Origin of the sequence: Aeromonas sp. s9 (assembly GCF_040907765.1) — a bacterium.
GTDB classification, from domain to species: Bacteria; Pseudomonadota; Gammaproteobacteria; order Enterobacterales; family Aeromonadaceae; genus Aeromonas; species Aeromonas caviae.
In genome coordinates, this window is record NZ_JBFOCK010000089.1 from 1 (window position 1) to 26,004 (window position 26,004).

The 26,004-nt window shown below is 63.2% G+C and carries 27 protein-coding genes; 12 read left to right on the forward strand and 15 right to left on the reverse strand.

The window, feature by feature from the left end; translation table 11 throughout:
* Window positions 1-40 precede the first annotated feature (40 nt).
* Complete coding sequence (locus AB5Y54_RS17715) at window positions 41-655, reverse strand: TetR/AcrR family transcriptional regulator (RefSeq protein ID WP_029314803.1); 615 nt, start codon at window positions 653-655, stop codon at window positions 41-43.
* A gap of 201 nt (window positions 656-856) precedes the next feature.
* Here AB5Y54_RS17715 and hpt point away from each other — a divergent pair, with 201 nt between their 5' ends.
* The 3 genes from hpt to AB5Y54_RS17730 all read left to right on the forward strand — a co-directional run bounded on the left by hpt (window position 857) and on the right by AB5Y54_RS17730 (window position 3,187).
* Entirely contained in the window at window positions 857-1,387 is a 531-nt protein-coding gene (gene hpt, locus AB5Y54_RS17720) for a hypoxanthine phosphoribosyltransferase (protein ID WP_010675579.1), read from the forward strand.
* Window positions 1,388-1,499: 112 nt separating this feature from the next.
* Complete coding sequence (locus AB5Y54_RS17725; RefSeq protein WP_010675578.1) at window positions 1,500-2,417, forward strand: ABC transporter ATP-binding protein; 918 nt, start codon at window positions 1,500-1,502, stop codon at window positions 2,415-2,417.
* Entirely contained in the window at window positions 2,414-3,187 is a 774-nt protein-coding gene (locus tag AB5Y54_RS17730; protein WP_010675577.1) for an ABC transporter permease, read from the forward strand. The genes AB5Y54_RS17725 and AB5Y54_RS17730 overlap by 4 nt, the downstream gene beginning before the upstream one ends.
* Before the next feature lie 60 nt (window positions 3,188-3,247).
* Here the strand turns inward: AB5Y54_RS17730 and AB5Y54_RS17735 are convergent, their stop codons facing one another.
* The 9 genes from AB5Y54_RS17735 to thpR form a co-directional block, all read right to left on the reverse strand.
* The gene (locus tag AB5Y54_RS17735; protein ID WP_043155754.1) at window positions 3,248-3,595 is read right to left on the reverse strand and encodes a putative quinol monooxygenase; all 348 of its coding nucleotides are present in this window, start codon (window positions 3,593-3,595) and stop codon (window positions 3,248-3,250) included.
* A gap of 20 nt (window positions 3,596-3,615) precedes the next feature.
* On the reverse strand, window positions 3,616-4,470 hold the full coding sequence (gene panC, locus AB5Y54_RS17740; protein ID WP_010675575.1) for a pantoate--beta-alanine ligase: 855 nt from the start codon (window positions 4,468-4,470) through the stop codon (window positions 3,616-3,618).
* A gap of 96 nt (window positions 4,471-4,566) precedes the next feature.
* Window positions 4,567-5,361, reverse strand: a complete 795-nt coding sequence (gene panB, locus AB5Y54_RS17745) for a 3-methyl-2-oxobutanoate hydroxymethyltransferase (protein ID WP_042864977.1) — start codon at window positions 5,359-5,361, stop codon at window positions 4,567-4,569.
* A 20-nt stretch (window positions 5,362-5,381) separates the two neighbouring features.
* Complete coding sequence (gene folK, locus AB5Y54_RS17750; protein ID WP_048208340.1) at window positions 5,382-5,879, reverse strand: 2-amino-4-hydroxy-6-hydroxymethyldihydropteridine diphosphokinase; 498 nt, start codon at window positions 5,877-5,879, stop codon at window positions 5,382-5,384.
* Window positions 5,880-5,889: 10 nt separating this feature from the next.
* Complete coding sequence (gene pcnB, locus AB5Y54_RS17755) at window positions 5,890-7,380, reverse strand: polynucleotide adenylyltransferase PcnB (protein ID WP_143237119.1); 1,491 nt, start codon at window positions 7,378-7,380, stop codon at window positions 5,890-5,892.
* 100 nt (window positions 7,381-7,480) lie between these two features.
* The gene (gene gluQRS / locus AB5Y54_RS17760; RefSeq protein WP_143237120.1) at window positions 7,481-8,383 is read right to left on the reverse strand and encodes a tRNA glutamyl-Q(34) synthetase GluQRS; all 903 of its coding nucleotides are present in this window, start codon (window positions 8,381-8,383) and stop codon (window positions 7,481-7,483) included.
* A 109-nt stretch (window positions 8,384-8,492) separates the two neighbouring features.
* Complete coding sequence (gene dksA, locus AB5Y54_RS17765) at window positions 8,493-8,942, reverse strand: RNA polymerase-binding protein DksA (protein ID WP_029314801.1); 450 nt, start codon at window positions 8,940-8,942, stop codon at window positions 8,493-8,495.
* A gap of 119 nt (window positions 8,943-9,061) precedes the next feature.
* A complete protein-coding gene (gene sfsA / locus AB5Y54_RS17770) occupies window positions 9,062-9,805 on the reverse strand; it encodes a DNA/RNA nuclease SfsA (RefSeq protein WP_109113002.1) in 744 nt (247 codons plus the stop codon).
* Window positions 9,802-10,347, reverse strand: coding sequence for an RNA 2',3'-cyclic phosphodiesterase (gene thpR / locus AB5Y54_RS17775; protein WP_109113003.1), 546 nt, complete (start codon window positions 10,345-10,347; stop codon window positions 9,802-9,804). The genes sfsA and thpR overlap by 4 nt, the downstream gene beginning before the upstream one ends.
* Window positions 10,348-10,531: 184 nt before the next feature.
* Between thpR and hrpB the strand changes: the two genes are divergently transcribed.
* The 3 genes from hrpB to AB5Y54_RS17790 all read left to right on the forward strand — a co-directional run bounded on the left by hrpB (window position 10,532) and on the right by AB5Y54_RS17790 (window position 15,874).
* A complete protein-coding gene (gene hrpB, locus AB5Y54_RS17780) occupies window positions 10,532-12,985 on the forward strand; it encodes an ATP-dependent helicase HrpB (protein WP_134997659.1) in 2,454 nt (817 codons plus the stop codon).
* Window positions 12,986-13,108: 123 nt separating this feature from the next.
* Window positions 13,109-15,430, forward strand: coding sequence for a penicillin-binding protein 1B (gene mrcB / locus AB5Y54_RS17785; RefSeq protein ID WP_010675566.1), 2,322 nt, complete (start codon window positions 13,109-13,111; stop codon window positions 15,428-15,430).
* A gap of 42 nt (window positions 15,431-15,472) precedes the next feature.
* Window positions 15,473-15,874, forward strand: a complete 402-nt coding sequence (locus AB5Y54_RS17790) for a VOC family protein (RefSeq protein WP_010675565.1) — start codon at window positions 15,473-15,475, stop codon at window positions 15,872-15,874.
* Between the two features lie 89 nt (window positions 15,875-15,963).
* On the opposite strand, the gene AB5Y54_RS17795 is transcribed toward AB5Y54_RS17790, so the two are convergent.
* Both AB5Y54_RS17795 and AB5Y54_RS17800 read right to left on the reverse strand, forming a co-directional pair.
* Complete coding sequence (locus AB5Y54_RS17795) at window positions 15,964-16,284, reverse strand: SMR family transporter (RefSeq protein WP_109112710.1); 321 nt, start codon at window positions 16,282-16,284, stop codon at window positions 15,964-15,966.
* A complete protein-coding gene (locus AB5Y54_RS17800; RefSeq protein ID WP_109112711.1) occupies window positions 16,272-16,664 on the reverse strand; it encodes a multidrug efflux SMR transporter in 393 nt (130 codons plus the stop codon). Before AB5Y54_RS17800 ends, AB5Y54_RS17795 begins: the two co-directional genes overlap by 13 nt.
* Window positions 16,665-16,821: 157 nt before the next feature.
* Between AB5Y54_RS17800 and AB5Y54_RS17805 the strand changes: the two genes are divergently transcribed.
* Window positions 16,822-17,703: a LysR family transcriptional regulator gene (locus AB5Y54_RS17805; protein ID WP_109112712.1), complete on the forward strand. Its 882-nt coding sequence runs from the start codon at window positions 16,822-16,824 to the stop codon at window positions 17,701-17,703.
* Window positions 17,704-17,745: 42 nt separating this feature from the next.
* On the opposite strand, the gene AB5Y54_RS17810 is transcribed toward AB5Y54_RS17805, so the two are convergent.
* Window positions 17,746-18,261 (reverse strand): DUF2937 family protein, encoded by a 516-nt coding sequence (locus tag AB5Y54_RS17810; RefSeq protein ID WP_109112713.1) that lies wholly within the window; start codon window positions 18,259-18,261, stop codon window positions 17,746-17,748.
* A gap of 202 nt (window positions 18,262-18,463) precedes the next feature.
* Between AB5Y54_RS17810 and AB5Y54_RS17815 the strand changes: the two genes are divergently transcribed.
* Together AB5Y54_RS17815 and AB5Y54_RS17820 are read left to right on the forward strand one after the other, a co-directional pair.
* Window positions 18,464-19,147, forward strand: a complete 684-nt coding sequence (locus tag AB5Y54_RS17815; protein ID WP_109112714.1) for a phosphatase PAP2 family protein — start codon at window positions 18,464-18,466, stop codon at window positions 19,145-19,147.
* A 259-nt stretch (window positions 19,148-19,406) separates the two neighbouring features.
* Window positions 19,407-20,309: a sulfite exporter TauE/SafE family protein gene (locus tag AB5Y54_RS17820; protein ID WP_143237121.1), complete on the forward strand. Its 903-nt coding sequence runs from the start codon at window positions 19,407-19,409 to the stop codon at window positions 20,307-20,309.
* 46 nt (window positions 20,310-20,355) lie between these two features.
* Here AB5Y54_RS17820 and AB5Y54_RS17825 read toward each other — a convergent pair whose 3' ends face one another.
* Together AB5Y54_RS17825 and hemL are read right to left on the reverse strand one after the other, a co-directional pair.
* Window positions 20,356-21,168: a hypothetical protein gene (locus AB5Y54_RS17825; RefSeq protein WP_041213869.1), complete on the reverse strand. Its 813-nt coding sequence runs from the start codon at window positions 21,166-21,168 to the stop codon at window positions 20,356-20,358.
* A gap of 200 nt (window positions 21,169-21,368) precedes the next feature.
* Entirely contained in the window at window positions 21,369-22,655 is a 1,287-nt protein-coding gene (gene hemL / locus AB5Y54_RS17830) for a glutamate-1-semialdehyde 2,1-aminomutase (RefSeq protein WP_010675557.1), read from the reverse strand.
* A gap of 209 nt (window positions 22,656-22,864) precedes the next feature.
* On the opposite strand from hemL, the gene clcA reads away from it, so the two are divergent.
* The 3 genes from clcA to erpA all read left to right on the forward strand — a co-directional run bounded on the left by clcA (window position 22,865) and on the right by erpA (window position 25,479).
* Entirely contained in the window at window positions 22,865-24,259 is a 1,395-nt protein-coding gene (clcA, locus tag AB5Y54_RS17835) for a H(+)/Cl(-) exchange transporter ClcA (protein ID WP_010675556.1), read from the forward strand.
* An 87-nt stretch (window positions 24,260-24,346) separates the two neighbouring features.
* Complete coding sequence (locus AB5Y54_RS17840; RefSeq protein WP_048208328.1) at window positions 24,347-25,039, forward strand: DUF6776 family protein; 693 nt, start codon at window positions 24,347-24,349, stop codon at window positions 25,037-25,039.
* An 89-nt stretch (window positions 25,040-25,128) separates the two neighbouring features.
* Window positions 25,129-25,479 carry an iron-sulfur cluster insertion protein ErpA gene (erpA, locus tag AB5Y54_RS17845; RefSeq protein WP_010675554.1) on the forward strand — a complete coding sequence of 117 codons (351 nt, stop codon included), beginning with the start codon at window positions 25,129-25,131 and terminating at the stop codon, window positions 25,477-25,479.
* Window positions 25,480-26,004 lie beyond the last annotated feature (525 nt).

The following is a 26,004-nucleotide window of genomic DNA, read 5'->3' on the forward strand; positions in this document are numbered from 1 at the left end:
GCTGTAAAGCCCGGCGCCGCTTTGTCAACATCTGCACGAGTCAGCTGGCCTGGATGGGGGCCGTCACGTACTTGAACAGGAAATCCGTCACCTCTTCCCGGCTCGGACGCTGCGGCTGATTGATCATCTGCATCATCACATAGCCAAAACCGGTCAGGGAGCGGGCCAGATCCTGCGCCGACAGCACGCTCTGGATCTCGCCGTTGTCGATGGCCCGTTGCAGGTGGGGGGCAATGCGCTCCAGCGCCTTGTCCAGCAGCCGGGTGTAGCGAGGCCACACTTCTTCCCGCACCGAGGAGCTCCACTCCAGCCAGATGCTGGCGTGATCGGGCTTGTCATAGGCGGCGTCAACGAACAGCTTCACGTGGCGGTGAATGCTCTCCCTGGCGGAGCCCTGACCGTTGTAGGCCTGTTCGAGGATCTGCTGTACGAAGGCTTCGATTTCTGTCAGCACTTCGTCGACCAGATCTTCACGAGTATTGAAATAGTTAAAAACGGTCGCAACCGAGACCTTTGCCTGTTCGGCTATTTCGGCATGCCCGGCACGGCCGATGCCGCGACGGGAAAATACCTCGACGGCACACTCCATCAATTGATCACGGCGAGCCTCCGGCGAAAGCCGGGTTCGACGTCTTATTTCTGCGCGTGGTTCCATAGTTTTTTCATCTAATAGTTATTGATTATGGTGTTTATAGTATTGTCACCGATAATGCCCGAAGGCTTGCTAACTCTATCAATTAAAATAAGCCGATAAAAGCATCACGTATGCCTGACGCCCACTGGTTGGAGTGGTAGAATCCTCGGTTTTGACGTTAATGAACGGCCAATAACCCTTTGGTCATTATTGGAGTATGTGATGAAACACATTGTCGAGGTGATGATCCCCGAGGCCGAGGTTGCAGCCCGGATCGCCACGCTGGGTGAAGAGATTACCGCCCGTTACCAGGGCTCCGAGGAAGTGGTCATGATCGGCCTGTTGCGCGGCTCCTGCGTCTTCCTGGCGGATCTCTGCCGTCAGTGCCAGTTGCCCATCACCCTGGACTTTATGACTGCCTCCAGCTATGGCTCCGGCATGCACAGCACCCGTGACGTGCGCATCCTCAAGGATCTGGATGACGACATCAAAGGCAAGGACGTGGTGATCGTCGAGGACATCATCGACACCGGTTACACCCTCAACAAGGTGCGCGAGATCCTCTCTCTGCGCGAGCCGAAATCCCTGGCCATCTGCACCCTGCTGGACAAACCGTCCCGCCGCGAGGTTCAGGTGCCGGTGGACTGGCTTGGCTTCTCTATCCCGGACGAGTTCGTGGTGGGCTGTGGCATTGACTACGCCCAGAAGTACCGTAACCTGCCCTTCATCGGCAAGGTCGTACCGCAAGAGTAAGCCGGGTCCGAAGTAGCAAGGCAGGCTGGCCGGCCCGCCATCGACTGTCTTCAGGCGGCGTCACAGCCGCCTTTTCTGTCTCGAGATGGGCTCATCCATCACAGGGGTTGCAATGAACGCATTGGAAATCAGCGGTCTGAAGAAGACCTATCAGGGGGGCGTCGAAGCCCTCAAGGGCATCGATCTCACCGTCAAACAGGGGGATTTCTTCGCCCTGCTCGGTCCCAACGGGGCGGGCAAATCCACCACCATCGGCGTGATCAGCTCACTGGTCAACAAGAGTGCCGGCAAGGTGAAGGTATTCGGTCATGACATCGATACCGATCTGGAGCTGGCCAAGTCCCAGCTCGGCCTGGTGCCCCAGGAGTTCAACTTCAGCCAGTTCGAGAAGGTGAGCCAGATAGTGACTCACCAGGCCGGTTTCTATGGAGTGCCGCGGGCCGAGGCCAAGGTGCGCGCCGAGAAGTACCTGCGCCAGCTCGATCTGTGGGACAAGCGCGACATGGCGGCTCGCACTCTCTCCGGTGGCATGAAGCGCCGATTGATGATCGCCCGCGCCCTGATGCATGAGCCCAAGCTGCTGATCCTGGATGAGCCGACCGCCGGGGTGGACATCGAGATCCGCCGTTCCATGTGGAGTTTCCTCAAGGATCTCAACGAGCAGGGGGTGACCATCATCCTGACCACCCACTACCTGGAAGAGGCCGAGATGCTGTGCCGCAACATCGGCATCATCGACAAGGGCCGTCTCATCGAGAACACCAGCATGAAGAGCCTGCTCGGCAAGCTGGGTCGCGAGACCTTCCTGCTGGATCTGGTGCCGGGCTCCATCGTACCGGCCCTGCCCGAGTTCAACGGCCGGATGCAGGATGAGAACACCCTGGAAGTGGAACTGGAGAAGAGCCAGTCCCTCAACAGCCTGTTCGAGCAGCTCTCCGCCCAGGGGGTGAAGGTGCTCAGCATGCGCAACAAGGCGAACCGGCTGGAAGAGCTGTTCGTCAATCTGGTAGAGGAGGGTCGCAAAGCATGAACCCCATGACCTATTACATCGCCTTCAAGAGCATTCTGGCCAAGGAAGTGAGCCGTTTCACCCGGATCTGGATCCAGACCCTGGTGCCGCCCGCCATCACCATGAGCCTCTACTTCGTCATCTTCGGCAACCTCATCGGCTCGCGCATCGGTGACATGGGTGGCTTCAGCTACATGGAGTTCATCGTGCCCGGCCTCATCATGATGTCGGTCATCACCAATTCCTACTCCAACGTCGCCTCCTCCTTCTACAGCGCCAAGTTCCAGCGCAACGTGGAGGAGCTGCTGGTGGCGCCGGTGCCCAACTACATCATCATCGCGGGGTATGTGGGCGGTGGCGTGGCGCGCGGCCTCTGTGTCGGCCTCATCGTCACCCTGGTGTCGCTGTTCTTCGTGCCGCTGCAGATCCATCACCTGTTCAGCGTCTGCGTGACCGTGCTGCTCACCTCCATCCTCTTCTCCCTGGGGGGGCTCATCAACGCGGTGTTCGCGAAGTCGTTCGATGACATCAGCATCATCCCGACCTTCATCCTGACTCCCCTGACCTATCTGGGGGGCGTCTTCTACTCCATCACCCTGCTGCCGCCGTTCTGGCAGGGGGTCTCCCAGGTGAACCCCATCATCTACATGGTGAACGCGTTCCGCTACGGCTTCCTCGGGATCTCCGACGTGCCCCTCGGCACCGCCTATCTCATCATCATCGGCTTCATCCTAGTACTCTACGGGATGGCCTGGTGGCTCATCTCCCGCGGCACCGGTCTGCGCCACTGAGGCGCGCACCTGCCAGCAAAAAGGCGCCCTCGGGCGCCTTTTTATTTGCACATGTCGGTCTCAGAGGGCCGGGGCATCGTAGTCTGAGGGCTCGTCGCTGTAGACGCAGACGTTCCACTTGGCCGCGAGGCCATCATCCGCGAGGCAGTAGCGCTCGAAGAAGGCCTTGATACCGGCGCGCTGGCAGTGGGCCTCGAAGCTCGCCATGTCGCGCCAGATCTCGTTGAAGACGATGGGGAAGCTCTCCCCCTCGGCAAAGGGGCTCTGGATATGGCGGGTGACGATGTACTGCAGGCAGCCATCTTCACGCAGGGTGTCGGGTTCGAGCCCTTGCAGGACGCGGAACAGGGCCTGCTCCTGACCCGGCTTGGGCTGGAACTGGGCGATGCAGTAAACCTTCTTGGACATCGTGGTCTCCTTGCCGTGTCTCAACCCCGCAGGGCGACGACCCGGTTGTCGATGAGGCGGGCCTTGCCCAGATAGGCGGCCATCAGGATCACCAGGCGCTGGCTCTCGGCGCTGGCGGATTCCAGGGTGTCGGCATCGACGATGTCGATGGCATCCGTCCTGAATCCCGCGTTGTCGAGGCGTTGGCTGGCCTGGGCAACCAGGGAGGGGAGGTGACTGTTCCCCGCTTCAATCTGCTCGGCAATCCAGTTCATGGTGCGCGCGAGCTCGGGGGCGATGGCCCGTTCGGCAGCGGTCAGATAGCCGTTGCGCGAAGAGAGGGCCAGCCCGTCTTCGGCCCGCACGGTCGGCACGCCCACGATCTCGATGGGCATGGCCATGTCGGCCACCATCTTGCGAATGAGCGCGAGCTGCTGGTAATCCTTCTCGCCAAAGCAGGCCACGTTCGGTTGTACCAGATTGAACAGCTTGGTGACCACGGTACTGACCCCGCGAAAATGCCCCGGACGCAGCGCCCCTTCCAGCAGGCTGGAGATGCCGGGCACCTCGACGAAGGTCTGGCTGGCGAGCCCCTGGGGATACATGATCTCCGGCGTCGGGGTGAAGACCAGGTCCACACCGGCGGCCTCCAGGGCGGCGCAATCCTGCTCCAGGGTGCGGGGGTAGTTGGCGAGATCCTCGGCCTTGTCGAACTGCAAGGGGTTCACAAAGATGCTGACCACCACCTTGTCGCCATGGCGGCGGGCCTCCTCGACCAGGGTGAGATGACCCTGATGCAGATTGCCCATGGTGGGCACGAATGCGATGGCGCGGCCTTCGCGATGCCATTGACCGATCTGCTCGCGCAGCGCGGCGGGATTGTTCACAACCAACATCGTCAGTTCACCTTCAGATGAATCAATAAAAGAGGGGGTCGTCAGGGGGGAGTGAGAGACGGGGGCACAGGCCCCCGCGCTCATGACGACAGAAAGTCAGTTGAAGCAGTGCTCGGGGCCGGGGAAGGTCCCCTCGCTCACCTGCTGCACGTAGAGACGAATGGCGGCACGCATGTCACCGGTCTCGGCCAGGAAGTTCTTGGTGAACTTGGGCACATAACCGGAGGTGATGCCGAAGGCATCGTGCATCACCAGGATCTGGCCGTCGGTGGCAGGGCCGGCACCGATGCCGATCACCGGAATGCGCAGCGCCTTGGTGATGCGCTCTGCCAGAGAGACGGGCACGCACTCGAGTACCAGCAACTGGATGCCAGCCGCTTGCAGCTCCAGCGCCTGGCGGTAGATCTCCTGGGCGTGGAACTCGTCGCGCCCCTGCACCTTGAAGCCGCCAAACACGTGGACGGATTGCGGGGTCAGGCCGAGATGGCCGCACACCGGCACCCCGTTACGGGTGAGGTGGCGGATGGAGTCACACAGCCAGTCCCCCCCTTCCATCTTCACCATGCGGGCACCGGCCGCCATCAGGCGCGCCGCGTTCTGGTAGGTCTGCTCCGGGGTGGCGTAGCTCATGAACGGCATGTCGGTCACCACCAGGGCATTGGTGGTGCCGCGCACCACGCAGCGGGTGTGATAGACCATCTCGTCCATGCTGACCGCCAGGGTGTCGTCTCCGCCCTGCAATACCATGCCGAGGGAGTCGCCGATGAGCAGCACCTGGGCGCCCTCGTCGTCGAACAGCTTGGCGAAGGTGGCGTCATAGGCGGTGATGGCGGTGATTTTCTGTCCGTCCTGCTTCATCTTCTGCAGGTGGGTAATGGTGATCTTGCTCATTACGTTGTTCCTACTCTTCTCTACTCGCCTGCTGCACCGGCCAGGATCGCGAGTCCATTGCGCGGGCAGCGGGCAACCAGTTCGGTGAGCGGGGTGCCGCAGGGCAGCACCAGGGAGGGGGCTATCTCGGCAAGGGGCAGCAGGACGAACTCCCGCTCCTTCATGCCATAGTGAGGCACCGTCAGGCGCTCATGCCGGATGACCTCGTCGCCGTACAGCAGCAGATCGAGATCCAGGGTCCGGGGGCCCCAGCGCTCATCCTTGCGCACTCGCCCCTGTGCCTGCTCGATGCGCTGCAGCTCGTCCAGCAGCGCCAGAGGGCTGAGGCGGGTGGCAAGGCGCGCCACGGCATTGACGTAGTCCGGCTGATCCGCAGGGCCCATGGGGCGGCTGCCGTAAAGGCGGGAGGTCTGCCGCAGCTCGGACTCGGGCAGGGTCGCCAGCGCGGCGATGGCGCGACGAGCCTGGCCGAGGGGGTCGGCGAGGTTGGAGCCGATGGCGACGAAGACCTCGATCATCGGCGGATCCTTACTCTGCAGACTTCGGCTTGCGGCGACGGGGGCGACGGCGGTTGCGGCCATTGCCGCTGCGCTTCTCGCCATCACCGCTGCGGGAGTCGGCGCGCTCGCCGCTCGCCGGGCGGCGGGTCGCCTCCCGTTGCAGTTGCGGGCGCACATCCGGGTTGGAGGCCACATAGCGTTCCCACCAGCTCGACAGCTCGCCGAGGCCGCGCTCGACCCGGTTGCGCAGCAACAGGAAGTCGAAGGCCGCACGGAATTTCGGGTGCTCCATGGCGCGCTCGGGGTGCTTGCCCTGGCGGCGGGTCAGGCGCTGTTGCAGGGCCCAGATGTCGCGCACGTCCGTGGTGAAGCGGCGCGGCACGGCGATGATCCGCACCTGGTTGTCCAGCACCTCGTTGATGGCCAGCATGAAGGCATCGTACCAGGGCAGACCGCTCTCGTTTTCCAGCACGCGGCCGCGGGCCTCGACGGCGCCCCACAGCAGGGTGGCGTAGAGGAAGGCGGGGGTGACGCGCTTCTCTTCACGGACCCGGGCATCGGTGTCCATCAGCGCCTGCTCGATGAACTGCTCGTAGGGCGAGTTGCCGTGGGGGGTGAACAGGGCGGCTACCTGGGGGAACAGCGGCTGGAACAGCCCGTATTCCCGCAGCAGCTTGTAGGTGGCCAGCCCATCCCCCGCCAGGAACAGCTTGAGGGTCTCCTCGAACAGGCGGGCGGCCGGGATGTCCTGCAGCAGCGGGGCCAGCTCCCGGATGGGCGCGGCGGTGCGCGGGCTGATGGTCATGTCCAGCTTGGCGGCGAAGCGCACGGCGCGCAGCATGCGCACCGGATCTTCCCGGTAGCGGGTCTCGGGGTCGCCAATCAGCTCCAGTCTGCGCGCGGCCAGGTCTTCCAGCCCACCCTCGAAATCGTGCAGGGTGAAATCCTTGGCGCTGTAGTAGAGAGCGTTGACGGTAAAGTCGCGACGCTCGGCATCCTCTTCGATGGTGCCGTAGACGTTGTCCCGCAGCAGCATGCCTTCATCGGACTGGGCCGACACATGCTTGCTGGTATTGACCTGATGGTGGTGACCCCGGAAGGTGGCCACTTCGATCACGTCACGACCAAAGACGATGTGGGCCAGGCGGAAACGGCGGCCAATCAGGCGGCAGTTGCTGAACAGCGCCTTGATCTGCTCCGGCGTCGCGTCGGTGGCGATGTCGAAATCCTTGGGGGTCTTCCCGAGCAGCAGGTCACGGACACCGCCGCCGACCAGGTAGGCCTCATAGCCCCCCTTGTTCAGGCGATAGAGCACCTTGAGGGCATTCTCGCTGATCTCTTTGCGCGAAATCGGGTGCTGGTCACGGCTCAAGGTACGGCGCTGTCCGGCGACACGGGCCGGAATGGGGGACTCCACCGACTGCTCGCCGTCTTCCTTGCCGAGCACTTTGCGGCAAAAGTTTGCGATCTGGGAAAAAATGGTACACCTCGTTATGACTTCAAATTGACGGGAGGCCAAAAAAATAGCGGCCTATCATAGCTCAGCCCCAACCAAATGAGAAACGGTGTGGCCTGCTTCCCCTTGATTGGTCCTTTTGGGGCAAGAAATGCAGCCGGGGCTAGCTTTGCCCTTGCGGGATCTTCTGCTGGCGGGGCACCCGGGCCAGCTGCCAGTGGGCGATGCCCCAGCCGATGATCTCGTCGATCCGGCTCGCCATCAGCTCGGGCGGCGGGCACTGACCGAGAAAGTGCAACGCCTGCCACAGGGCCGGTCGTGCCTCGTCCTGCGACAGCGCCGGCGCATGGTTCTGCTTGGAGAGCTTGTTGCCATCCGCTTGCACCGCCAGCGGCAGGTGCACCCAATCGGGGACGGCAGCCCCCAGAGTCTGGTAGAGGGCAATCTGGCGCACCGTGGGTTCCAGCAGATCGGCGCCGCGGACGATCTCGGTGATGCCGCTGTCCATGTCATCCACCACCACCGCCAGGTTGTAGGCGTAGAGCCCGTCCCGGCGGCGCACGATGAAGTCCTCCTCCGCCAGCGCCGCGGGGACGGTGATCTCTCCCTGCAGCGCATCCTCGAACCGATAGACCGGGTGGTGCTGGCGCAAACGGGCGGCACACCCCTCGGCGGTCAGCCCCAGGGTGCGGCAATGACCGTTGTAGAACCCCCCTGCGGCCATGATTTCGCGTCGGGTACAGCGACACCAGTAGAGATCCCCGGCCCGATAGAGCTGATCGATGATCTCGTCATAGCGGCCATGGCGCGCGCTCTGGAACATCACCTCCCCATCCCAGCCAAGACCGTGTGCCTCCAGGGTGGTGAGGATAAGGTCAGCCGCTCCCGGCATCTCCCGCGGGGGGTCGATGTCTTCGATGCGCACCAGCCAGCGTCCCTGCTGCGCCCTGGCCTGCAAGAAGCTGCCAAGGGCGGCGACCAGGGAGCCGAAGTGGAGCGGACCGGACGGTGAGGGGGCGAAGCGGCCCACATAGGGGCGTCGGGAGGGGGGGGATGTCATGACCATGGCAATTCGGGTAGGCGATGCATTGAGGCTGCATTCTGGGACGGCCCGACCAAAAGCTCAATAAAAAAGGGAGCCTGGGCTCCCTTTTCGTTTCTGTGGATGGGCGGCATCAGCCAGCCATCTGTTTTTCCTTGATCTCGGCCAGCGTCTTGCAGTCCACGCAGAGGTCTGCGGTCGGACGGGCTTCCAGACGGCGGATGCCGATCTCGATGCCGCAATGCTCGCAGTAACCGAAGTCATCTTCTTCGAGCAGCAGCAAGGTTTTCTCGATCTTCTTGATCAGCTTGCGTTCACGGTCGCGGGTGCGCAGTTCGAGAGCAAACTCTTCTTCTTGCGCGGCGCGATCCACGGGATCCGGGAAGTTGGCAGCCTCATCCTTCATGTGGTCGACGGTGCGGTCAACTTCCTGCATCAGTTGGTTGCGCCAGGCTCCCAGGATCTTGCGAAAATGTACCTTCTGTTGGTCATTCATGTACTCCTCACCGGCTTTCATCTGGTAAGGCTCTACACCCGCAATGGCCAGGGGGCCCAGAGATTTCCTGTTTTCGCCTGTTGGCATGCCCTGTCTCCTAATTCAGCACGCTACCCGTGCCATCCATAAATTGAGGGCGACATCTATAGCAGAAGGGTCAACGGGAGGCAAACAAGCCTTATCAATAATGTTACCCACTTCTGCATTTATTCTCTGCCCTCGGGTAGCATATGGTCAGATTCAAATGGGATAAAATCCTGAGCCACCATGCCCTGCACCCCAACATGGGGGCGATAGCATAAAATTTCAACCCCTGCCGCCATCGCCTGTTCAACAAGCTGACTATAGTGCGGATCGATATGGGCTGCAGGGCGCATTCTCGCGATGCCGGAGTGCAATACCATGAACAGCAGCACGGCCCGGTGCCCTGCCGCCTTCATGGCCATCAATTCACGCAAGTGCTTGGCGCCGCGGGTGGTGACCGCATCGGGGAAGTACCCCATGCCGGGTTGCTCCCGCTCGTCGAGCAGGGTGACGGATTTCACCTCGATGTAACAATCCGGCCTGTTGTCATCTTCCAGCAGCAGGTCGATGCGGCTGTTCTCTTCCCCGTATTTCACTTCGGTGCGCAGCCTGGCATAACCTGCCAGGGGGGAGAGAGCGCCCTGTTCGATGAGCTCCCGGGCGATCTGGTTGGCACGGGCCGTGTTGACGCAGATGAAGTGACCCGCCGGGCTCTCGGCGATTTCCCAACTGTTTGGCAGCTTGCGCTTGGGGTTGTCGGATGTGGAGTACCAGACCCGGGTGCCCGGCAGGGCGCAGCCGGTCATGGCACCTGTATTGGCGCAGTGGATGGTGATCACCTCGCCGTTGTTGAGCGCGACATCCGTCAGGAAGCGCTTGTAGCGTGAGATCAGCTGCCCGGACTGCAGGGGGGGATCGAAGATCATGGGGTGAGCTCCTCGCGGTGCGGTTCTTTGACGCGGGCCCGCAGGGGCCAGCAGGCGAGCGGTTCGTAGTGGACACCGTCCGGCGTGCTGACGGATTGATAGAGGCAGAAGCGATCGGCCCTGAGCAGAAAATCCGGCGCAGGCAGCTCGCCGGGGGCCTCGCCCGCCTTGCGCGACAGGGTGACGTGGGGGCGATAGCCCTGCTCGCCGTTGCCCAGCCCGAGTTTTTCACCGTGGCGGCGCAGTGCCCTCGCGAGCACGGTCAGCTCGTTCGGCCACTCACCGGGCCCCACCCAGGCGGCTTTGGCGCGCTGAAACCAGCCGGTCTGATCCAGATGGACGCTGAAAGGGGGGCAGTGCTGTCGCTCGGCGGCCGCGATCAGGCGAGCCTGGGTCGTTTCGTCGGTCTCCCCGAGAAAGGCCAGGGTCAGGTGCAGGTTGCTCTCGGGTACCGGCTGGCCGGGCCAGGGGCGCTGGTCTCGCCAGGTCGCAAGCTCGGGGGCAAGCTCTGGCAGGGGCAGGGCAAAGAAGAGTTTGGGCATGCGGCGTGTTGGTCCTCGTGATGGGCATCGGATAAGGGCCATTCTATGGCAGCCGCTCCCGGGATGTCTTGCCGTGTTGCACCTGACGCTTCCTGCCCCTGCCCGGCAGGGGCGCTTACGATGGCCGGGAGGCTGTGGCAGAATGGACCCCTTTTCAGAAGTGTCACAGAAGGTGCCCATCGCTTTGTCTTCCCTCCCCATCGTCCCGGTGTTGCCCGAACTCTTTGCAGCCCTCGACAACCATACCAGCGTGATCCTGCAGGCGCCCCCCGGCGCTGGCAAATCGACCCTGCTGCCCCTGGAGCTGGTGCGCCAGCACCGGCTGCCCGGGCGCATCATCATGCTGGAGCCCAGGCGCCTCGCGGCGCGCAACATCGCGAGCTTCCTCGCGCGTCAGCTGGGGGAGAAGGTGGGCGAGCGCATCGGCCTGCGAGTGCGCGGGGAGAGCCGCACCAGCAGCCAGACCCGGCTCGAGATCGTGACCGAGGGGGTGCTGACCCGGATGCTGCAGCAGGATCCTGAGCTCACCGGCGTGTCGCTCGTCATCTTTGACGAGTTCCACGAGCGCAGCCTGCACGCCGATACCGCGCTGGCCTTCGCCATCGAAAGCCAGCAGGGGTTGCGCGATGATCTCAAGCTGCTGGTGATGTCCGCCACCCTGGATGGCATGGCCCTGGAGCGCCTGCTGCCAGGTGCCCCCGTGGTGCGCTCCGAGGGGCGCGGCTTTCCCATCGAGTACCACTATCGCCCCGCCAATCGCCAGCAGTGGCTGGAGCCCCAGGTTGGCGCCGTGGTGCTGGAGGCGCTCGCCAGTCAGGCTGGCAGTGCCCTGGTGTTCCTGCCGGGACAGGGGGAGATAGAGCGGCTGGCACAGTGGCTGGAAGGGCGGTTGCCAGGGGATGTGACCCTGGCTCCCCTCTATGGCCGTCTTGACCTCGCGGCCCAGCAAGCGGCCATCGAGCCTGCGCCTGCGGGTCGTCGCAAGCTGGTGCTCACCACCAACGTGGCGGAGACCTCCCTCACCATCGAGGGGATCTCCGTGGTCATCGACAGCGGGCTGGAGCGGCGGGCCACCTTCGATATCAAGAGCGGCGTCACCCGGCTGGAGACCCGGCCCATCGCCAAAGCCTCCGCCACCCAGCGGGCGGGGCGGGCAGGGCGGCTTGGCCCCGGCGTCTGCTACCGGCTCTGGAGCAGCGAGGTGCAGGAGCGCCTCGCCGAGCAGAGTCCCCCCGACATCCTGACGCAAGAGCTCACCGGCCTGCTGATGGACGCCGCCCAGTGGGGGGCCCGGGTGGAGGCGCTGCCCCTGCTGGACATGCCGCCCCCTGCCGCCGTGGCCAGCGCCCGGCGGTTGCTGGTGGCCCTGGGCGCCATGGCCCCGGAGGGTGAGCAACAACTTACCCCGGCAGGCCTTGCCATGGCGGCCTTCGGCACCCATCCCCGCCTCGCCCGCATGTTGCTGCGGTCCCGGGAGCTGGAATCCGAGGGTCTGACAGGGATTGTCGCCGATGCGGCTTTCCTGGTGGCGCTGCTGGAAGAAGATCTGCGAGGATCGGAGCGCTTGTCCGTGTTGTTCCACCGCCGTCAGGGCGCCCTGCGCCAGGGAGCGGCCCGCTGGTTCGAGCGGCTCGGTGTACGGGCAAGCAGCCCGCAGGGTCAATGGCTGGGGTTGCTGTGCGCCCTCGCCTGGCCCGATCGCATCGGCAAGCTGCGCAGTGGCAGCCGCTATCAGCTCAGTGGCGGGGTGAGCTGCGATCTGGTAGAAGGGCATCCCTGCCAGGGGCAGGGGGCCATCGTGGCCGTCGAAATGGGTCAGAACGAGCGCGGCAGCCGCATTTTCATCGCCGAGCCGGTGGCGCTGGATGAACTGGTGCGCCAGCTGCCCGAGCTGGTCGGCGAGCGCCAGTGGTTCGACTGGGACGATCGGGAGGAACGGGTGCGTGCGGAGCGCCAGCAGGTGCTCGGCGAGCTGGTGCTCGGCCAGCGGCCGCTGACGGATCTCTCCGATGAACAGAAGGGGCGCTGCCTGCTGCAGGGCATCCGGCGCAAGGGGCTGCACGTGCTGCCCTGGGACGAAAGCAGCGAGGGGCTGCTGGCCCGCTTGCGCTGCGCCCGCGACTGGCTGCCCGACGAAGCCTGGCCCGCCATGGATGAGGAGAGCCTGCTGGCCGACCTCGAGCAGTGGCTGCTGCCGGCGGTGAGCGGCATGACCCGGCTGGAGCAGTTGAAGCGGCTCGACATGAGCGACATCCTGCGCCAGTCTCTGCCCTGGCCCTTGCCAAGGCGGCTGGACGAGGCGCTGCCGAGCCACTTCACCGCACCGACCGGCAGCCGGGTACGGATCCGCTACCAGCCGGGTCAGGCGCCGGCGATCCCGGTGCGCATCCAGGAGATGTTCGGGCTGGGCGCTACCCCATGCGTGGCCGATGGCCGGGTGCCCCTGGTGGTGGAGCTGCTCTCCCCGGCCCAGCGCCCCTTGCAGATCACCGCGGATCTCGCCGCCTTCTGGGCGGGATCCTATGAGCAGGTGAAAAAAGAGATGAAGGGGCGCTACCCCCGTCACTACTGGCCGGACAACCCGCTGGAGGCGCTGCCGACCCGGGTGACCAAGAAGAAGATGGGATTGCAGGAGTAGCCGACGGGGCAGTGATCGGTCGGTACGATCAGAACAAGATGGCGGTGGCACAGTCCCCCTCCACAACAGGCATCGCAGGCCGCTCGCATCAGCGGGATGGCGAGGAGAACGACAAGAGGATTTATGGCAACCCAACGACGCAAGCGCACGCCCAAGAAGGCGGCGCCCAAACGCACCATCTGGCGCACCCTGTTCTGGCTGGGCTTCAAGCTCTCTCTGGTGGTGGCGGCCTTCATGGTGGTGTTTGGCATCTATCTCGACACCAAGGTGCGCGAGCGCTTCGACGGCGAGAAGTGGCAGTTGCCGGTGATGGTCTACAGCCGCCCGCTGGAGCTCTATCCCAGCCAGCGGCTCTCCCAGACCCAGATGCTGCGCGAGCTCAACATGCTGAGCTACAAGCAGGTGCGTCAGCCCCATACCCCGGGTGAGTACGCGGTGAGCGGCAATCGCATCGAGCTGGTGCGCCGGCCGTTCGAGTTCCACGACGGTGCCGACGGCGCCCGTGGCCTGCGTCTCACCTTCAACGGGGCGCGCCTCGAGGGGATCCAGTCCCTGGAGAACCAGCGTCAGCTCGGCTATGCCCAGATGGACCCGGTGCTGCTCGATCGCCTCAACACCGAGGATCGGGAGGACCGCCTGCTGGTGCGCCTTTCCGAGGTGCCGGACAGCCTGCTGGTGACGCTGCTCACCACGGAAGACAGGGACTTCTACCAGCACGGCGGCGTCTCGCCGGTGGCCATCATGCGCGCCATGGCAGCCAACCTGCTGGCGGGTCGCACCGTGCAGGGGGGCAGTACGCTCACCCAGCAGCTCGCCAAGAACTTCTTCCTGACCCGTGAGCGCAGCCTGTGGCGCAAACTGCAGGAAGCCTACATGGCGGTGCTCATCGACTACCGCTACAGCAAGGACGAGATCCTGGAGGCCTACCTCAACGAGGTCTATCTGGGGCAGAACTTCTCCCAGGGGGTTTACGGCTTCGGGCTCGCCTCCTACTTCTACTTCGGTATTCCGGTCAACGAGCTGGACATCGATCAGGTGGCCCTGCTGGTGGGCATGGTGAAGGGCCCCTCCTATTACGATCCCTGGCGCTTCCCGGACCGGGCCAAGGCGCGCCGGGATCTGGTGCTGAAACTGCTGGCGGATCACGGCAGCCTGACCCAGGCCGAGTATGACCTGGCCAGCAAGCAGCCCCTTGGCATCATCGCCCGCGGCCAGATGAGCTATGGCCGTACCCCGGCCTTCATGGGGCTGCTCAAGCGGGAGATCCAGAACCGCTTCGGCCCGGATCTGCTCAAGCAGTCCGGCCTCAAGATCTTCACCAGTCTGGATCCCATCGCCCAGCACGCCGCCGAGCAGGCGGTGGAGTCGGGTCTGGCCACCATCGAGAAGCAGCGTGGCAAGAAGAAGCTGGAGGCGGCCATGGTGGTCTCCGATTGGCACAAGGGCGAGGTGGTCGCCATGGTGGGGGGACGGGATCCCCGCTACGCCGGCTTCAACCGGGCGCTGGATGCCCGCCGTCAGATTGGCTCCCTGGTCAAACCGGCGGTCTACCTGACCGGTCTCTCCAACGGCCTGACCCTGGGCACGCCGCTTAAAGATCAGCCGATCCGCATTCGCGGCCAGGATGGCCAGATCTGGACGCCGCAGAACTACGACCGCAAGTTCCGCCAGAGCGTGCCCCTGATGGAGGCGCTTGCCAGCTCCCTCAACGTGCCGACCGTCAACCTCGGGATGCAGATAGGCCTGGACAAGGTGGTGGACACCCTGCACAAGCTGGGGGTGCAGCAGGAGATCCAGCCCTATCCGTCCCTGGTGCTGGGGGCGGTGGCCCTCTCGCCCATGGAGGTGAACCAGATGTACCTGCCCATTGCCAACCAGGGGTTGACCCAGCCCCTGTCGGCCATCCGGGCCGTGGTGAATGGCGAGGGGCGCCAGCTCTACCAGCATGACGAAGCGGCCAAGCGAGTGACGGATCCCCAGGCAAGCTGGCTGACCCTGTTCGCCATGACCAAGACGGTGAGCCAGGGGACGGCCCGGGCGCTCGGTGCCAAGTTCCCCGGGGCCACCATGGCCGCCAAGACCGGTACCACCAACGAGCTGCGAGACTCCTGGTTTGCCGGGATGGACAACAACGAGCTGGTGAGCGTCTGGGTCGGCCGTGACGACAACACCCCGGCCGGGCTGACCGGTGCCAGTGGCGCCTTGCAGCTGTTCAGCGGCTACATGAGCCAGCGAGGGGTCAACAGCCTGGGGCTGAAGATGCCCGAAGGGGTGAGCTGGGCCAACTTCTCCCGCTCGAGCGGTGCCCGGGTGGCCAGCGATTGTCCCGGCAGTCTCCAGGTGCCGGCCAAGCTGGCCGGTCTGGCCGAGCCCATGAGCTGTGCCAGCCCGGTCTCGGACCCGGCGAATGCCCTGGACAACTGGTTCAACGGTTTCTTCAACTGACGAAGACGGGCAGCGCAGGCTGCCCGTTTTGCAAGGATTGCCATGACCCATCCCCTGTTTGAGGCCATCCATCACGTGGCCATCATCGCCAGCGACTATCCGCGCTCGCGCCACTTCTATCACCAGGTGCTGGGGTTGCCCATCATTGCCGAGACCCTGCGGGCCGAGCGTCAGTCGTGGAAGCTGGATCTGGCGCTGCCGGACGGCAGCCAGCTGGAGCTGTTCAGCTTCCCGGCGCCACCACCGCGCCCCTCCCGGCCGGAGGCGTGCGGGTTGCGCCACCTGGCGTTTCGGGTAGCGGATCTCGACCGGGTCATCGCCCACCTGGAGCAGCACGGGGTGGAAGTGGAGCCGGTGCGGGTGGACGAGCTGACCGGCAAGCGCTTTACCTTCTTCGCCGACCCCGATGGCCTACCGCTGGAGCTGTACGAGGCAGCGCGTTAGGCTGCCTGTTGCAATCTGGGTGATCGGTTTGACCATGAAAAGGCCGCCCTGGGAACAGGGCGGCTTTTTTCATGGGGTTGGAGAGGGGATCATGCTGTGGTCAGCAGGGCGACCGCCACCGCCATCACTATCATGCCGAGCCAGCCGACGGGTCTGAGGCGCTCGCCGAACAGCAGCAGGCCCCCGAGGGCGGTGCCCAGGATGCCGATGGCGCCCCAGGTGGCATAGGCCACGGCCAGATCGATCTTGCCGGTACTGACCGCCTCGCTGAGCAGAGTGAAGGCACAGAGCACCAGCAGAATGCCGAGGACGCCCCACCCCTTGTCGCGAAAACCGATGGAGCGGTTGATTGCCATGTTGGCGCCGATATCCAGCAGGGCGGCGCCCAGTACGATGATCAACGGGTGCATGGGGTTTCCCTCCTCTGGCGGGTGTGGGCTGATGCATCATGGGTCTCGCCCAGGGTCACCATGACAATCCCCACTATGGCCAGCGCCAGTCCGATCCACTCCTGGATGCTCAGCTCGTAGCCGAGGAACAGGACGGAGACGGCGGTGATGAGGGCGATCCCCAGCCCTTCCCACAGCGCAAACGCGATACCAATGGAGATTGTCCTGGCGGCCTTGGCGAGCAGCAGGTAGGAGAGGGTGATGAGGAGCCACATCGGCAGATAGTGGATCCAGCCGCTCTCGCTCTTTGGGATCAGGGCCATGGAGGAGGTGCCGGCGACCTCGGTCAGGATGGCCCCCGTCAGGAAGAGGCGGGCCAAAAGCAGGGGACGGGATGACATGCAGTTTCCTTCTGTTGCTGCGACGAAGAGAGGATAACGGCACCCGAAACGGGCAAGGTTATCGCTGAGCGTCGAGAAAGCTGTCGCTGCTTGTTTGCCTTGGGGGCGGGCCAGGGGATAAGGTGGTGATGGAATAATCTGCCGCCAGTTTGAAGCCATGAAGCTAAATCAGATACAACTCTTTGTAGAAGCAGCGGACAGTAGTTCGATAGCCAATGCCGCCAGACGACTTGGCAAGAGTCGCAGCGCCGTGAGCTCGGCGATAGCAACCCTGGAGGTGGAGCTTGGCGTCGAACTTTTCGAACGAGGGGCGAATCAGAGCCGGCTGACCGAAATCGGCGAGCAAGTGCTGGATGACTGTCGGCGGCTGTTGCAGGCCGCCAACAGCCTGAAGCTCAAGTGCGAGCACCATGCCTCCGGTGCCGAGGTGGCGCTGCGGGTAGCCCGGGACGACGCCATTCCCGAGGTGGTATGGCGCGAGATGCTGGGGGCGCTGCGTCGCCAGTTTCCGGGCACCAGCATCTCCCTGGTGCTGGCCTCACCGCCGGAGCTGCCGGCCCTGGTGGAAGAGGGGTTCGTGGATGCCGCCTTCGGCCTCATCACCGAGGAACAGGAGCGCAGCGGTCTTTGCATCGACGTGCTCAACCCGATCCGCACCCTGATGGTGGTGGCGCCAAGCCACCCGCTGGCTGGGCTGAAGCGGGTGTTGCAGCAGGATCTGACCGATCACACCCAGGTCACTCTCTCCTATGTGGACGCGTTTTCGGTCAAGAGCCTGCTGCCTATCGGAGGGCCGCATATCGGGTTGTCGAGTTTCGAACTGATGCGTGATGCGGTGCTGGATGGTCTGGGCTGGGCGGTGCTGCCTTCACCCCTTATCCAGAGCCAGCTGCGCCAGGGGGAGCTGCTGACCCTGAAGCACAAGTTCAGTCTGCAGTGGCGCGATTACGGAGTCTATCTGTCGGAGAACGCCCATCACGGCAAGGTGCTGGCCTGGCTGAAGAAGGCCATAGAAGCCTATCTCGAACCCTTCGAGTAGCCGCCAACCGGGGCGGGCACCCCGGTTGGCAGTGAGAGGGGATCAGCGCAGGCCGTGACGGGGGACGCGCTGGCGGGAGCGAAATGGCAGCAGCAGGAGGCCGAGCAGCAGATCCCCCGCCAGGGAGGCCAGCAGACCCGCCGCCACGCCGCAGAAAATGGCGGCCTGTTTGAGGGGGACCACATAGCCGTAGTTGTGCAGGGTATCCTGCCAGAGGGCGGGATCGGCGCGCAGCAACAGGTGGGAGAGCTGCTGGTACCAGGGACTCTCCCGCACGGCGATCTCCCCCTGAAGGTGCTGCTGCTGGTTCACCAGTTGCTGGAGGCTGGTGGCATCCTGGGTGAAGACGGGATCCTGGCTGGCACCGTAATGGGCGACCAGCGCCTGCAGATCGCCATTGAAGTGCTGGTCTGCCGTGCGCTGGAAGGGGGCCAGCGCCAGACCGGCCTGCTGCAGCCGGGCATCCAGCCGCTGGAAGTAGAGATCGACCAGCCCGGGGATCTGTACACCTGCCAGCAAAGCGAGGGCAAACAACATCATGCGAAGGTAGCTGCGCATCATCATCATCCTGAACGAAGGGAGCGCCCATACTAGCCGCAACCGGTGGGAGAGCCAAGGAGGGGACGCGCTTGCCCACCCGGTCGGCGGCGCCAAAAGAAGAGCCGATGGAATACCTTTGTTACACGAATTCTTACACTTTTGTGATGCAAGTCATCTTGCGGCTGGCCTAGAATGAGCGTTTTTCGAAGGACACGTCGGCATGAGCAAGTTCATTCCTTTCTATCTGGCCGGGGGCCTCATCGCCTTCAGTTGGGGCGCCCTGCCTGAGCACGGCCCTTGGGATGGGTGGGATCTCGCCCTCTTCCAGCTGGTCAATGGCTGGATTGGCCACTCCCCCCGTTGGGCCGATCTGGTGGCCATCACCAACAACCGCCTGTTCGATCTGGCCGCGCTGGCCTGCATGGGCGGGATCCTCGCCGGTTGCTTCTTCCGTGCCGACGGGCAGGAGCGCCGTCGTCTGGTGGCCATGGGGGTCGTGATGCTGCTGGGGGCCCTGGTGATCAATCAGCTCGGGCATCTGTTGCCGGTCAGCCGTCCCAGCCCCACCTTGATGGTGGACGGGGCTCTGCGCCTGACCGAGATCAGTGCGATTCCCACCAAGGACTCCGCCGGTGACAGCTTCCCCGGTGATCACGCCCTCTTCCTGATGATCTTCGCCGGTTTTGCCCTGCGCTATCTGCCGCGCTGGGCCGGGGTGATTGCGGTGGTGATGGTGCCCCTGTTTTCTGCGCCCCGCATCCTGGCTGGTGCGCACTGGATGACGGACGTCTATGTGGGCGCTCTTTGCCTCTCCCTGATCTGCCTGCCGCTGCTGTTGCTCACTCCCGTGTCGGATCGCCTGATCGACCGCCTGGCTCCCCGGCTGCCACGCTGGATTGCCTGACGGAGAATGAAAAAAGAAGGCGGGTCACCCCGCCTTCTTTCGTTTACGCCTCACCGGTGCTGTGGTCGTCGCGAAATGACCAGGACTACGCCCGATGAGCCCGGGCTGTCGCCCTCCCAATCAGTATGGATAGCCCCATTCGGGTTCTGCCAGCCAAAATAGTCGCGGCCAAACGTTTGCACCCGTCGTCTCATGATCCTGGCCAGGATTTTTTCCTTCCGCTGCCTTAGAATCGCCGCCCGTTGTTGGAGGTCTCCCCATGCTTGTCACTTTTCTGCGTCTCTTGTTTATCGGTTGTGCCCTGGTCTTTCTCTTTATGCTGGTCCGTGCCTGGTGGCACAAACGGCGTCATGGCCAGCTCGAAGCCACCCCTTTCTGGCCGGTGGCGGCCATCGGTTTTGTGGCCAATTTTCTCGATACTCTGGGGGTGGGGAGTTTTGCGGTGAAGACCGCCTGCTACAAGCAGTTCAGGCTGATCGATGATCGGCTGCTGCCCGGTACCCTCAACGGCCAGTGCGTGCTGCCGACCGTGACCCAGGCTCTCATCTTCATCGGCGTGGTCAACGTGGATCCCGTCACCCTCATCAGCATGATGGCGGCGGCGGCGGCCGGTGCGGCCTGGGGCGCCCGTTACGTGGCTTCCTTTGATCGCCAGACCATCCGGCTGGTAATGGCGGTCTCCCTGCTGGTGGTCGCCGGTCTCATCTTTGCCGGTCTGCTCGGGCTCTTCCCCCTCGGTGGCGAGGCCATGGGGCTGAGCGGTTACAAGCTGGGGATCGCCCTTGCCGGCAACTTCCTGTTCGGAGCCCTGATGAACGTCGGTATCGGCCTGTTCGCCCCCTGCATGACCCTGGTCTATCTGCTCGGCATGAACCCGCTGGTGGCCTTCCCCATCATGATGGGATCCACCGCCGTGCTCAGCGTCTTCTCGGCGGGGACCTTCATTCGCAAGGGGGCTTTCGATGCGCGGGCCGTGCTGGCGGTGGCCATCTTCGGCCCCATCGGCGTGGTGCTGGCGGCCATGCTGGTCAAATCCATGGAGATGGAGATGTTCAAATGGCTGGTGGCCTTCATCGTCATCTATACCTCCTGGACCATGTACGCCTCCTGGCGGGCGGCGCGGCGACAGCCAGCGCCCGCGCTGGCAGAGGCGACGAGCTAGCTGGCGTCGGCGAGGCCCGCCTGCACGGGCACCCCGCGTTGGTATGTCATCCCGCTCGCCCGGTCCTGGCGCGTCTTCTGATGCCCCTGGCAGCCCCCTCCGAGTGGGCAGTCTGCTGGCTGGAGGCGACCAGTGCGGCTTCCGCCCTGGCACCGAGAAACACATAGAGCCCCAGCGCCAGCAGCAACCCCACGGCGCACCCCATCACCCCCACCGCAGGCCAGAGCAGTTCGCTCTGGCCGAGGGACCCCTTGAACAGCAGCAGCAACCCCTCGATGGAGACCGCGATCAGGATGGCGGCGATAAAGCGGGTAATGGTGCGCCGGATGGCGCTGTGGCGGAAGATGTCCTTATGCAGCAGCACCTCCTCTTCGAGGATGGTCTTGCCGAGATCGAACACCGCCAGGGCGAGCGTGAGGAAGATGATGGCGCTGAAGGCGCCGAGCCGGTTCTGCTGGGTGCCGCACAGCAGCAGATAGAGCTGTTCCAGCCCGTGCCAGATGAGGGTGCCGACGATGAGAAACAGGGCCAGACTCAGGACGACGTAGACGGCCCTGAACCAGGGAATGGCGCGCCGCCGCTCTCTGTCCCCCATCAGCCAGGCGATCAGCTGGTGCAGGTTGATCTCCAGCTCCCGGCCATGGCCCTGCACCAGCAGGCGCAGCTGCCCCTGGGCCGCCGGAACGGGCGCCAGTATGGCTGGCCTGATCTGGGGGGGCAGGCTCTTCACCTCCTCGACGAAGGCATAGGTCTTGAGAGACGCCTCGGGGAGGGTGAGCAGCCCCAGCAGCAGGGGGGCCAGCTCGGTTTCGTACTCCTGATAGCGCCGCAGCACATCGATGGGGCTCATCTCTGCCATATACACCTCGGTCCAATGGGCTCCTGAAGCAGGGGCCTGCAAATTGTGGGCCCGATTTATGACAGCCCGTGTACGGCGCGGCGCACCAGCAGGTGGCAAGGCTCCGGTGAGGGACTTAAGGATGCACTACTATGGTGCCTTGTCGGGGCGGGCAAACAAAAAAGGGCCCCATCGGGGCCCTCTGCACATCTTGCGGCTTGTCAGCCAGCCAGCTTGGCGAAGCTGCGCTCGGCGGCCGCCAGAGTGTGTTCAATCTCCTTGTCCCCGTGGGCAAGCGACAGGAAGCCCGCCTCGTAGGCGCTCGGTGCCAGATAGACACCCTCTTCCAGCATCAGGTGATAGAAGCGCTTGAAGCGTTCCATGTCGCAGCGGGTCACCTGCTCGTAGCGGGTGATCTCGGGCTCGTCGGTGAAGAAGAAGCCGAACATGCCGCCCACGTAGTTGATGGCAAGCGGGATGCCGTGCCTGGCGGCGGCGGCTTTCAGCCCCTCGGCGACACGGGCGGTCTTGGCGCTCAGCTGCTCATAGAGGCCCGGCTCCAGCAGCAGGTCCAGCATGGTGAGGCCGGCGGCCATGGCCACCGGGTTGCCGGAGAGGGTACCGGCCTGATAGACGGGGCCGGTCGGGGCGATGTGCTGCATCACCTTCTTCTTGCCGCCGAAGGCGCCCACCGGCATGCCGGCACCGATGATCTTGCCGAGGGTGGTGAGATCCGGATCGATGTTGTAGTGGCCCTGGGCACCACGCAGGGAGACGCGAAAACCCGTCATCACCTCGTCCAGGATCAGCAGGGCGCCGAATTCGTCACAAATGGCGCGAAGCCCTTCCAGGAAGCCGGGCACCGGCGGGATGCAGTTCATGTTGCCTGCGACCGGCTCGACGATGATACAGGCGATCTCGCTGCCGTACTGGGTAAAGGCTTCGCGCACCGAGTCCAGATCGTTGAACACGCAGGTCAAGGTGTGCTTGGCGAAATCGGCCGGTACGCCCGGGCTGTTGGGCTGACCCAGGGTGAGGGCGCCGGAACCGGCCTTGACCAGCAGGGAGTCGGCATGGCCGTGGTAGCAGCCTTCAAACTTGACGATCTTGTCGCGACCGGTGTAGCCGCGGGCCAGCCGGATGGCGCTCATGGTCGCCTCGGTGCCGGAGTTGACCATCCGCACCTGCTCCATGGAGGGGACGATCTGGCGCACCTTCTCGGCCATCAGCACTTCGATCTCGGTCGGGGCACCGTAGCTCAGTCCCTTCTCCACCGCCTTGATGACCGCAGCCTTGATGGCCGGGTGGTTGTGGCCGAGCAGCATGGGGCCCCAGGAACCGATGTAATCCACATAGGCCTGGCCGTCCACGTCATAGAGGTAGGCGCCATCGGCGTGATCGATGAAGCGGGGTGTGCCGCCGACCCCGTTGAAGGCGCGGACCGGTGAGTTGACGCCACCGGGAATGGTCTGGCGGGCCTGTTCAAACAGCTGATCTGATTTTGACATGGATCATCCTTAATGGGATTTTGGTCGTTACCCGGGCGCAGGCTGCCGATTGCGGCTCGGCAGGGGATGGCGGGAGGAGTATGCTTTGCGCTCTCGCCCCGGACTCTCGCCCGTGATACATGAAACGGGCCGACTATAGCAGAAAGGCCCAGAGCTGGGCAGCCGAGGCCGAGGTGTGTCTGGTCCTCGTTAGATGAGCGTGATTATCCATGGAGCAACAAGCCATTCCTTCCGCCGACGCGGCCTCGCAGCGTCGTCCTCCAGTCTTGCAGCGCCTGATACGGCGGGACAAGATGCCGCTGCTGGTGCTCCTGTTGGCGGCCCTGGTCGGCCTGCTGGCAGGCCTGGTGTGCGGATTGTTCGAGTCTTGCGTTCACTGGCTGGCCCAGCAGCGTGTCGACTTGCTGGCCGATCGCCCCTGGTGGCAGCTCGGTCTGCTCGGCTTTGGTTTCAGCGCCCTGCTGGGGTTGGTCGGCTATTTCCTCACTCATGCCTTTGCCCCCGAGGCGGGGGGATCCGGTATCCCGGAAATTGAAGGGGCCATGGACGACCTGCGCCCGGTACGCTGGTGGCGGGTGTTGCCGGTGAAGTTTTTTGGCGGGGTCTGTACCCTGAGCTCCGGCATGGTGCTGGGGCGGGAGGGGCCCTCGGTGCAAATTGGGGGCAACCTCGGCAAGATGGTGGCGGATATCTTCCGGTTGCCCAAGGAGCATGGCCACGCCCTGCTGGCTGCCGGTGCGGCGGGTGGTCTCGCTGCGGCCTTCAATGCCCCGCTGGCAGGGATACTGTTTGTCATGGAAGAGATGCGACCGCAATTTCGCTACTCCTTCCTCGCCATCAAGGCGGTCGGGATTTCGGCCGTCATGGCGACCCTGATGCTGCAGAACATGAAGGGGCAGGCGCCGGTCATCAGTCTGCCTCACTACGATGCCCCGGCCCTCAAGGCGCTCTGGCTGTTCCTCTTCATGGGAGGCTGTTTCGGCGTGCTGGGGTTCGTCTTCAACAAGCTGGTGCTCGCCTGTCAGGATGGCTACCTGGCATTGCATCAGAACAAGCGCCACCGCTTCGTCATCATCGGCATGGGGGTGGCTGGAACCTTTGGCATGCTGTCACTGTTCACCCCTTCTGTCACTGGAGGGGGAATCGAGCTCATCCCGCATCTGACGGGGGGAGACTATGCGATGGCGACGCTCTTCATCATCTTCTCGGTGCGACTGGTGGGTACCCTCATCTGCTTTTGCTCGGGGGCCCCTGGTGGTGTCTTTGCGCCGACCCTGGCGCTGGGCACCCTGTTCGGGGTGATCTTTGGTCACCTGTTCCACTCTGCATTTCCCGATCTCGGCATCGAACCGGGCGCCTTTGCCATCGCCGGCATGGGGGCGCTCTTCGCCGCCACCGTGCGTGCCCCCATTACAGGCATCGTGCTGGTGACCGAGATGACAGACAACTATCAGCTGATCCTGCCCATGATGATCACCACCATAGGGGCAACCCTGGTGGCGCAATGGTTGGGGGGGCGTCCCATCTATTCCCAGATCCTGGAGCGAACTTTACGGCTTGCTGCGCGTCAAAACCGGGGTGAAAGCAGCATCGCGACCGGTTAACTCTTTGTTTATCCGTATCAATCCGGCATGGTCGCGTATAGTGAAAAGAAACCGGCCGTGTTGATGTCGGCATATAGAAGAGGCCTTATGTCCCAAATCGTGAAGTTATTGGTGGTGCTGGCCGTGGGGGCATGTATCGGTTATGTCGTCGGGAACAGACAGGAGCTGGCTCAGAGCAGCCTGATGACGGTGCAGCAAGAGACGTTGGAGCGTCAGAGCAAGGCCATTGCACAACTGAAGACGGATCTCGGCGTCAGGGAGACCCTGCTGGCGACCCAGAAGGCCGCCTTCGAACAACTTCAGCAGACGCTCAAGGATCAGGAAGCCCAGGTACAGGAGCAGAAACGTCAGCTCGCCTTCTTCGAGCGCATCATGCGTCCCACCGGCGAACAGGTGGGGGTATCCATCGACAATCTGACATTGCAGGAGACGAGTGTGCCGGGTCGCTACCATTATCGTCTGGCGCTCACTCAACCCGCCAAGAAGCGGGAGCTGTTTCGGGGGCAGGTGCAGATCCGGCTCGAAGGCAGTCTGGCTGACAAGCCCAGGATCCTCAGTGGCCGGGATCTTGGCATGAAGGTGGGGGAGGGACGCTACGCGTTGCGATACTTCCAGCTCCTGGAGGGCAATTGGCAGCTTCCCTCAGGCTTCATCCCGGACAGGGTGAGAATCCTCATCCCGAAGGAGGGTCGGCAACCGGCCCAGGAGTTGGTTGCTGAGTGGAACGAGGTGCTCAAGCCTCTGATCGCTCAACCAGCCCCCTTGCCGGCAGCACAGTAAGAGAGTGGTGAATACTTGAACTAAATGGTCGGGTATTGGATAATTTCGCGGTTTCCATGTTTGTGGATGTAACGGTTGTGAGGTCAGCAATGAGTGCAGTAGCAGAAGCCCCCTTGCCCATCCAGATGACGGATGCGGCAGCCAACAAGGTAAAGACCTTGATCACCGAAGAAGAGAATCCCGAACTCAAGTTGCGGGTCTACATCACTGGGGGGGGCTGCTCCGGTTTCCAGTACGGTTTCACGTTTGACGAGAAAATCAATGATGGCGATACCGTGGTCGAGAAGAGCGGCGTCACCATGGTGATCGATCCCATGAGCCTGCAATACCTGGTCGGCGGCAGCGTGGATTACACCGAAGGCCTGGAAGGTTCCCGTTTCACCGTGACCAACCCCAACGCCACGACGACCTGCGGTTGCGGTTCCAGTTTCTCCATCTGATCTATAGCAGCGTGATATGAAGGGCCCCGAGGGGCCCTTTTCATTTTTGTATGCCTGGCGTGGCTGGCATGTAGATCTTGATGTGGCGAAAACGGGTACCGATTGGTAGTGATAGAGAAGGTGTGCGGGCTCATTTAGATGAATCATTGACGGCTTTTTAGTCTGATTGGTTGTTGATTAAACACCTGAACGTCTTTATCAAATAAACACGTAGTTTTCGCTTGTCAGCGAGAATCATATCCCTATAATGCGCCTCCATCAGCACGGCGCAGTGCGTGTCTGGTCCACCTTGCAAAGCAAGCTGGTGAGGGTTATAGTTTAAGACCCTGCTCTTTAACAATTTGAATCAAGCAATCTGTGTGGGCACTCACAGCATCGAGCATCAAAAACAATTTTTGATATCAATGTCTGATGAAGTGACCAAAGCAACTTTTAGTTGCAGCAGTTAATTCAGCAATTCATTGAGCCGCTTTTCGAAGCAACCAAACTTAAATTGAAGAGTTTGATCATGGCTCAGATTGAACG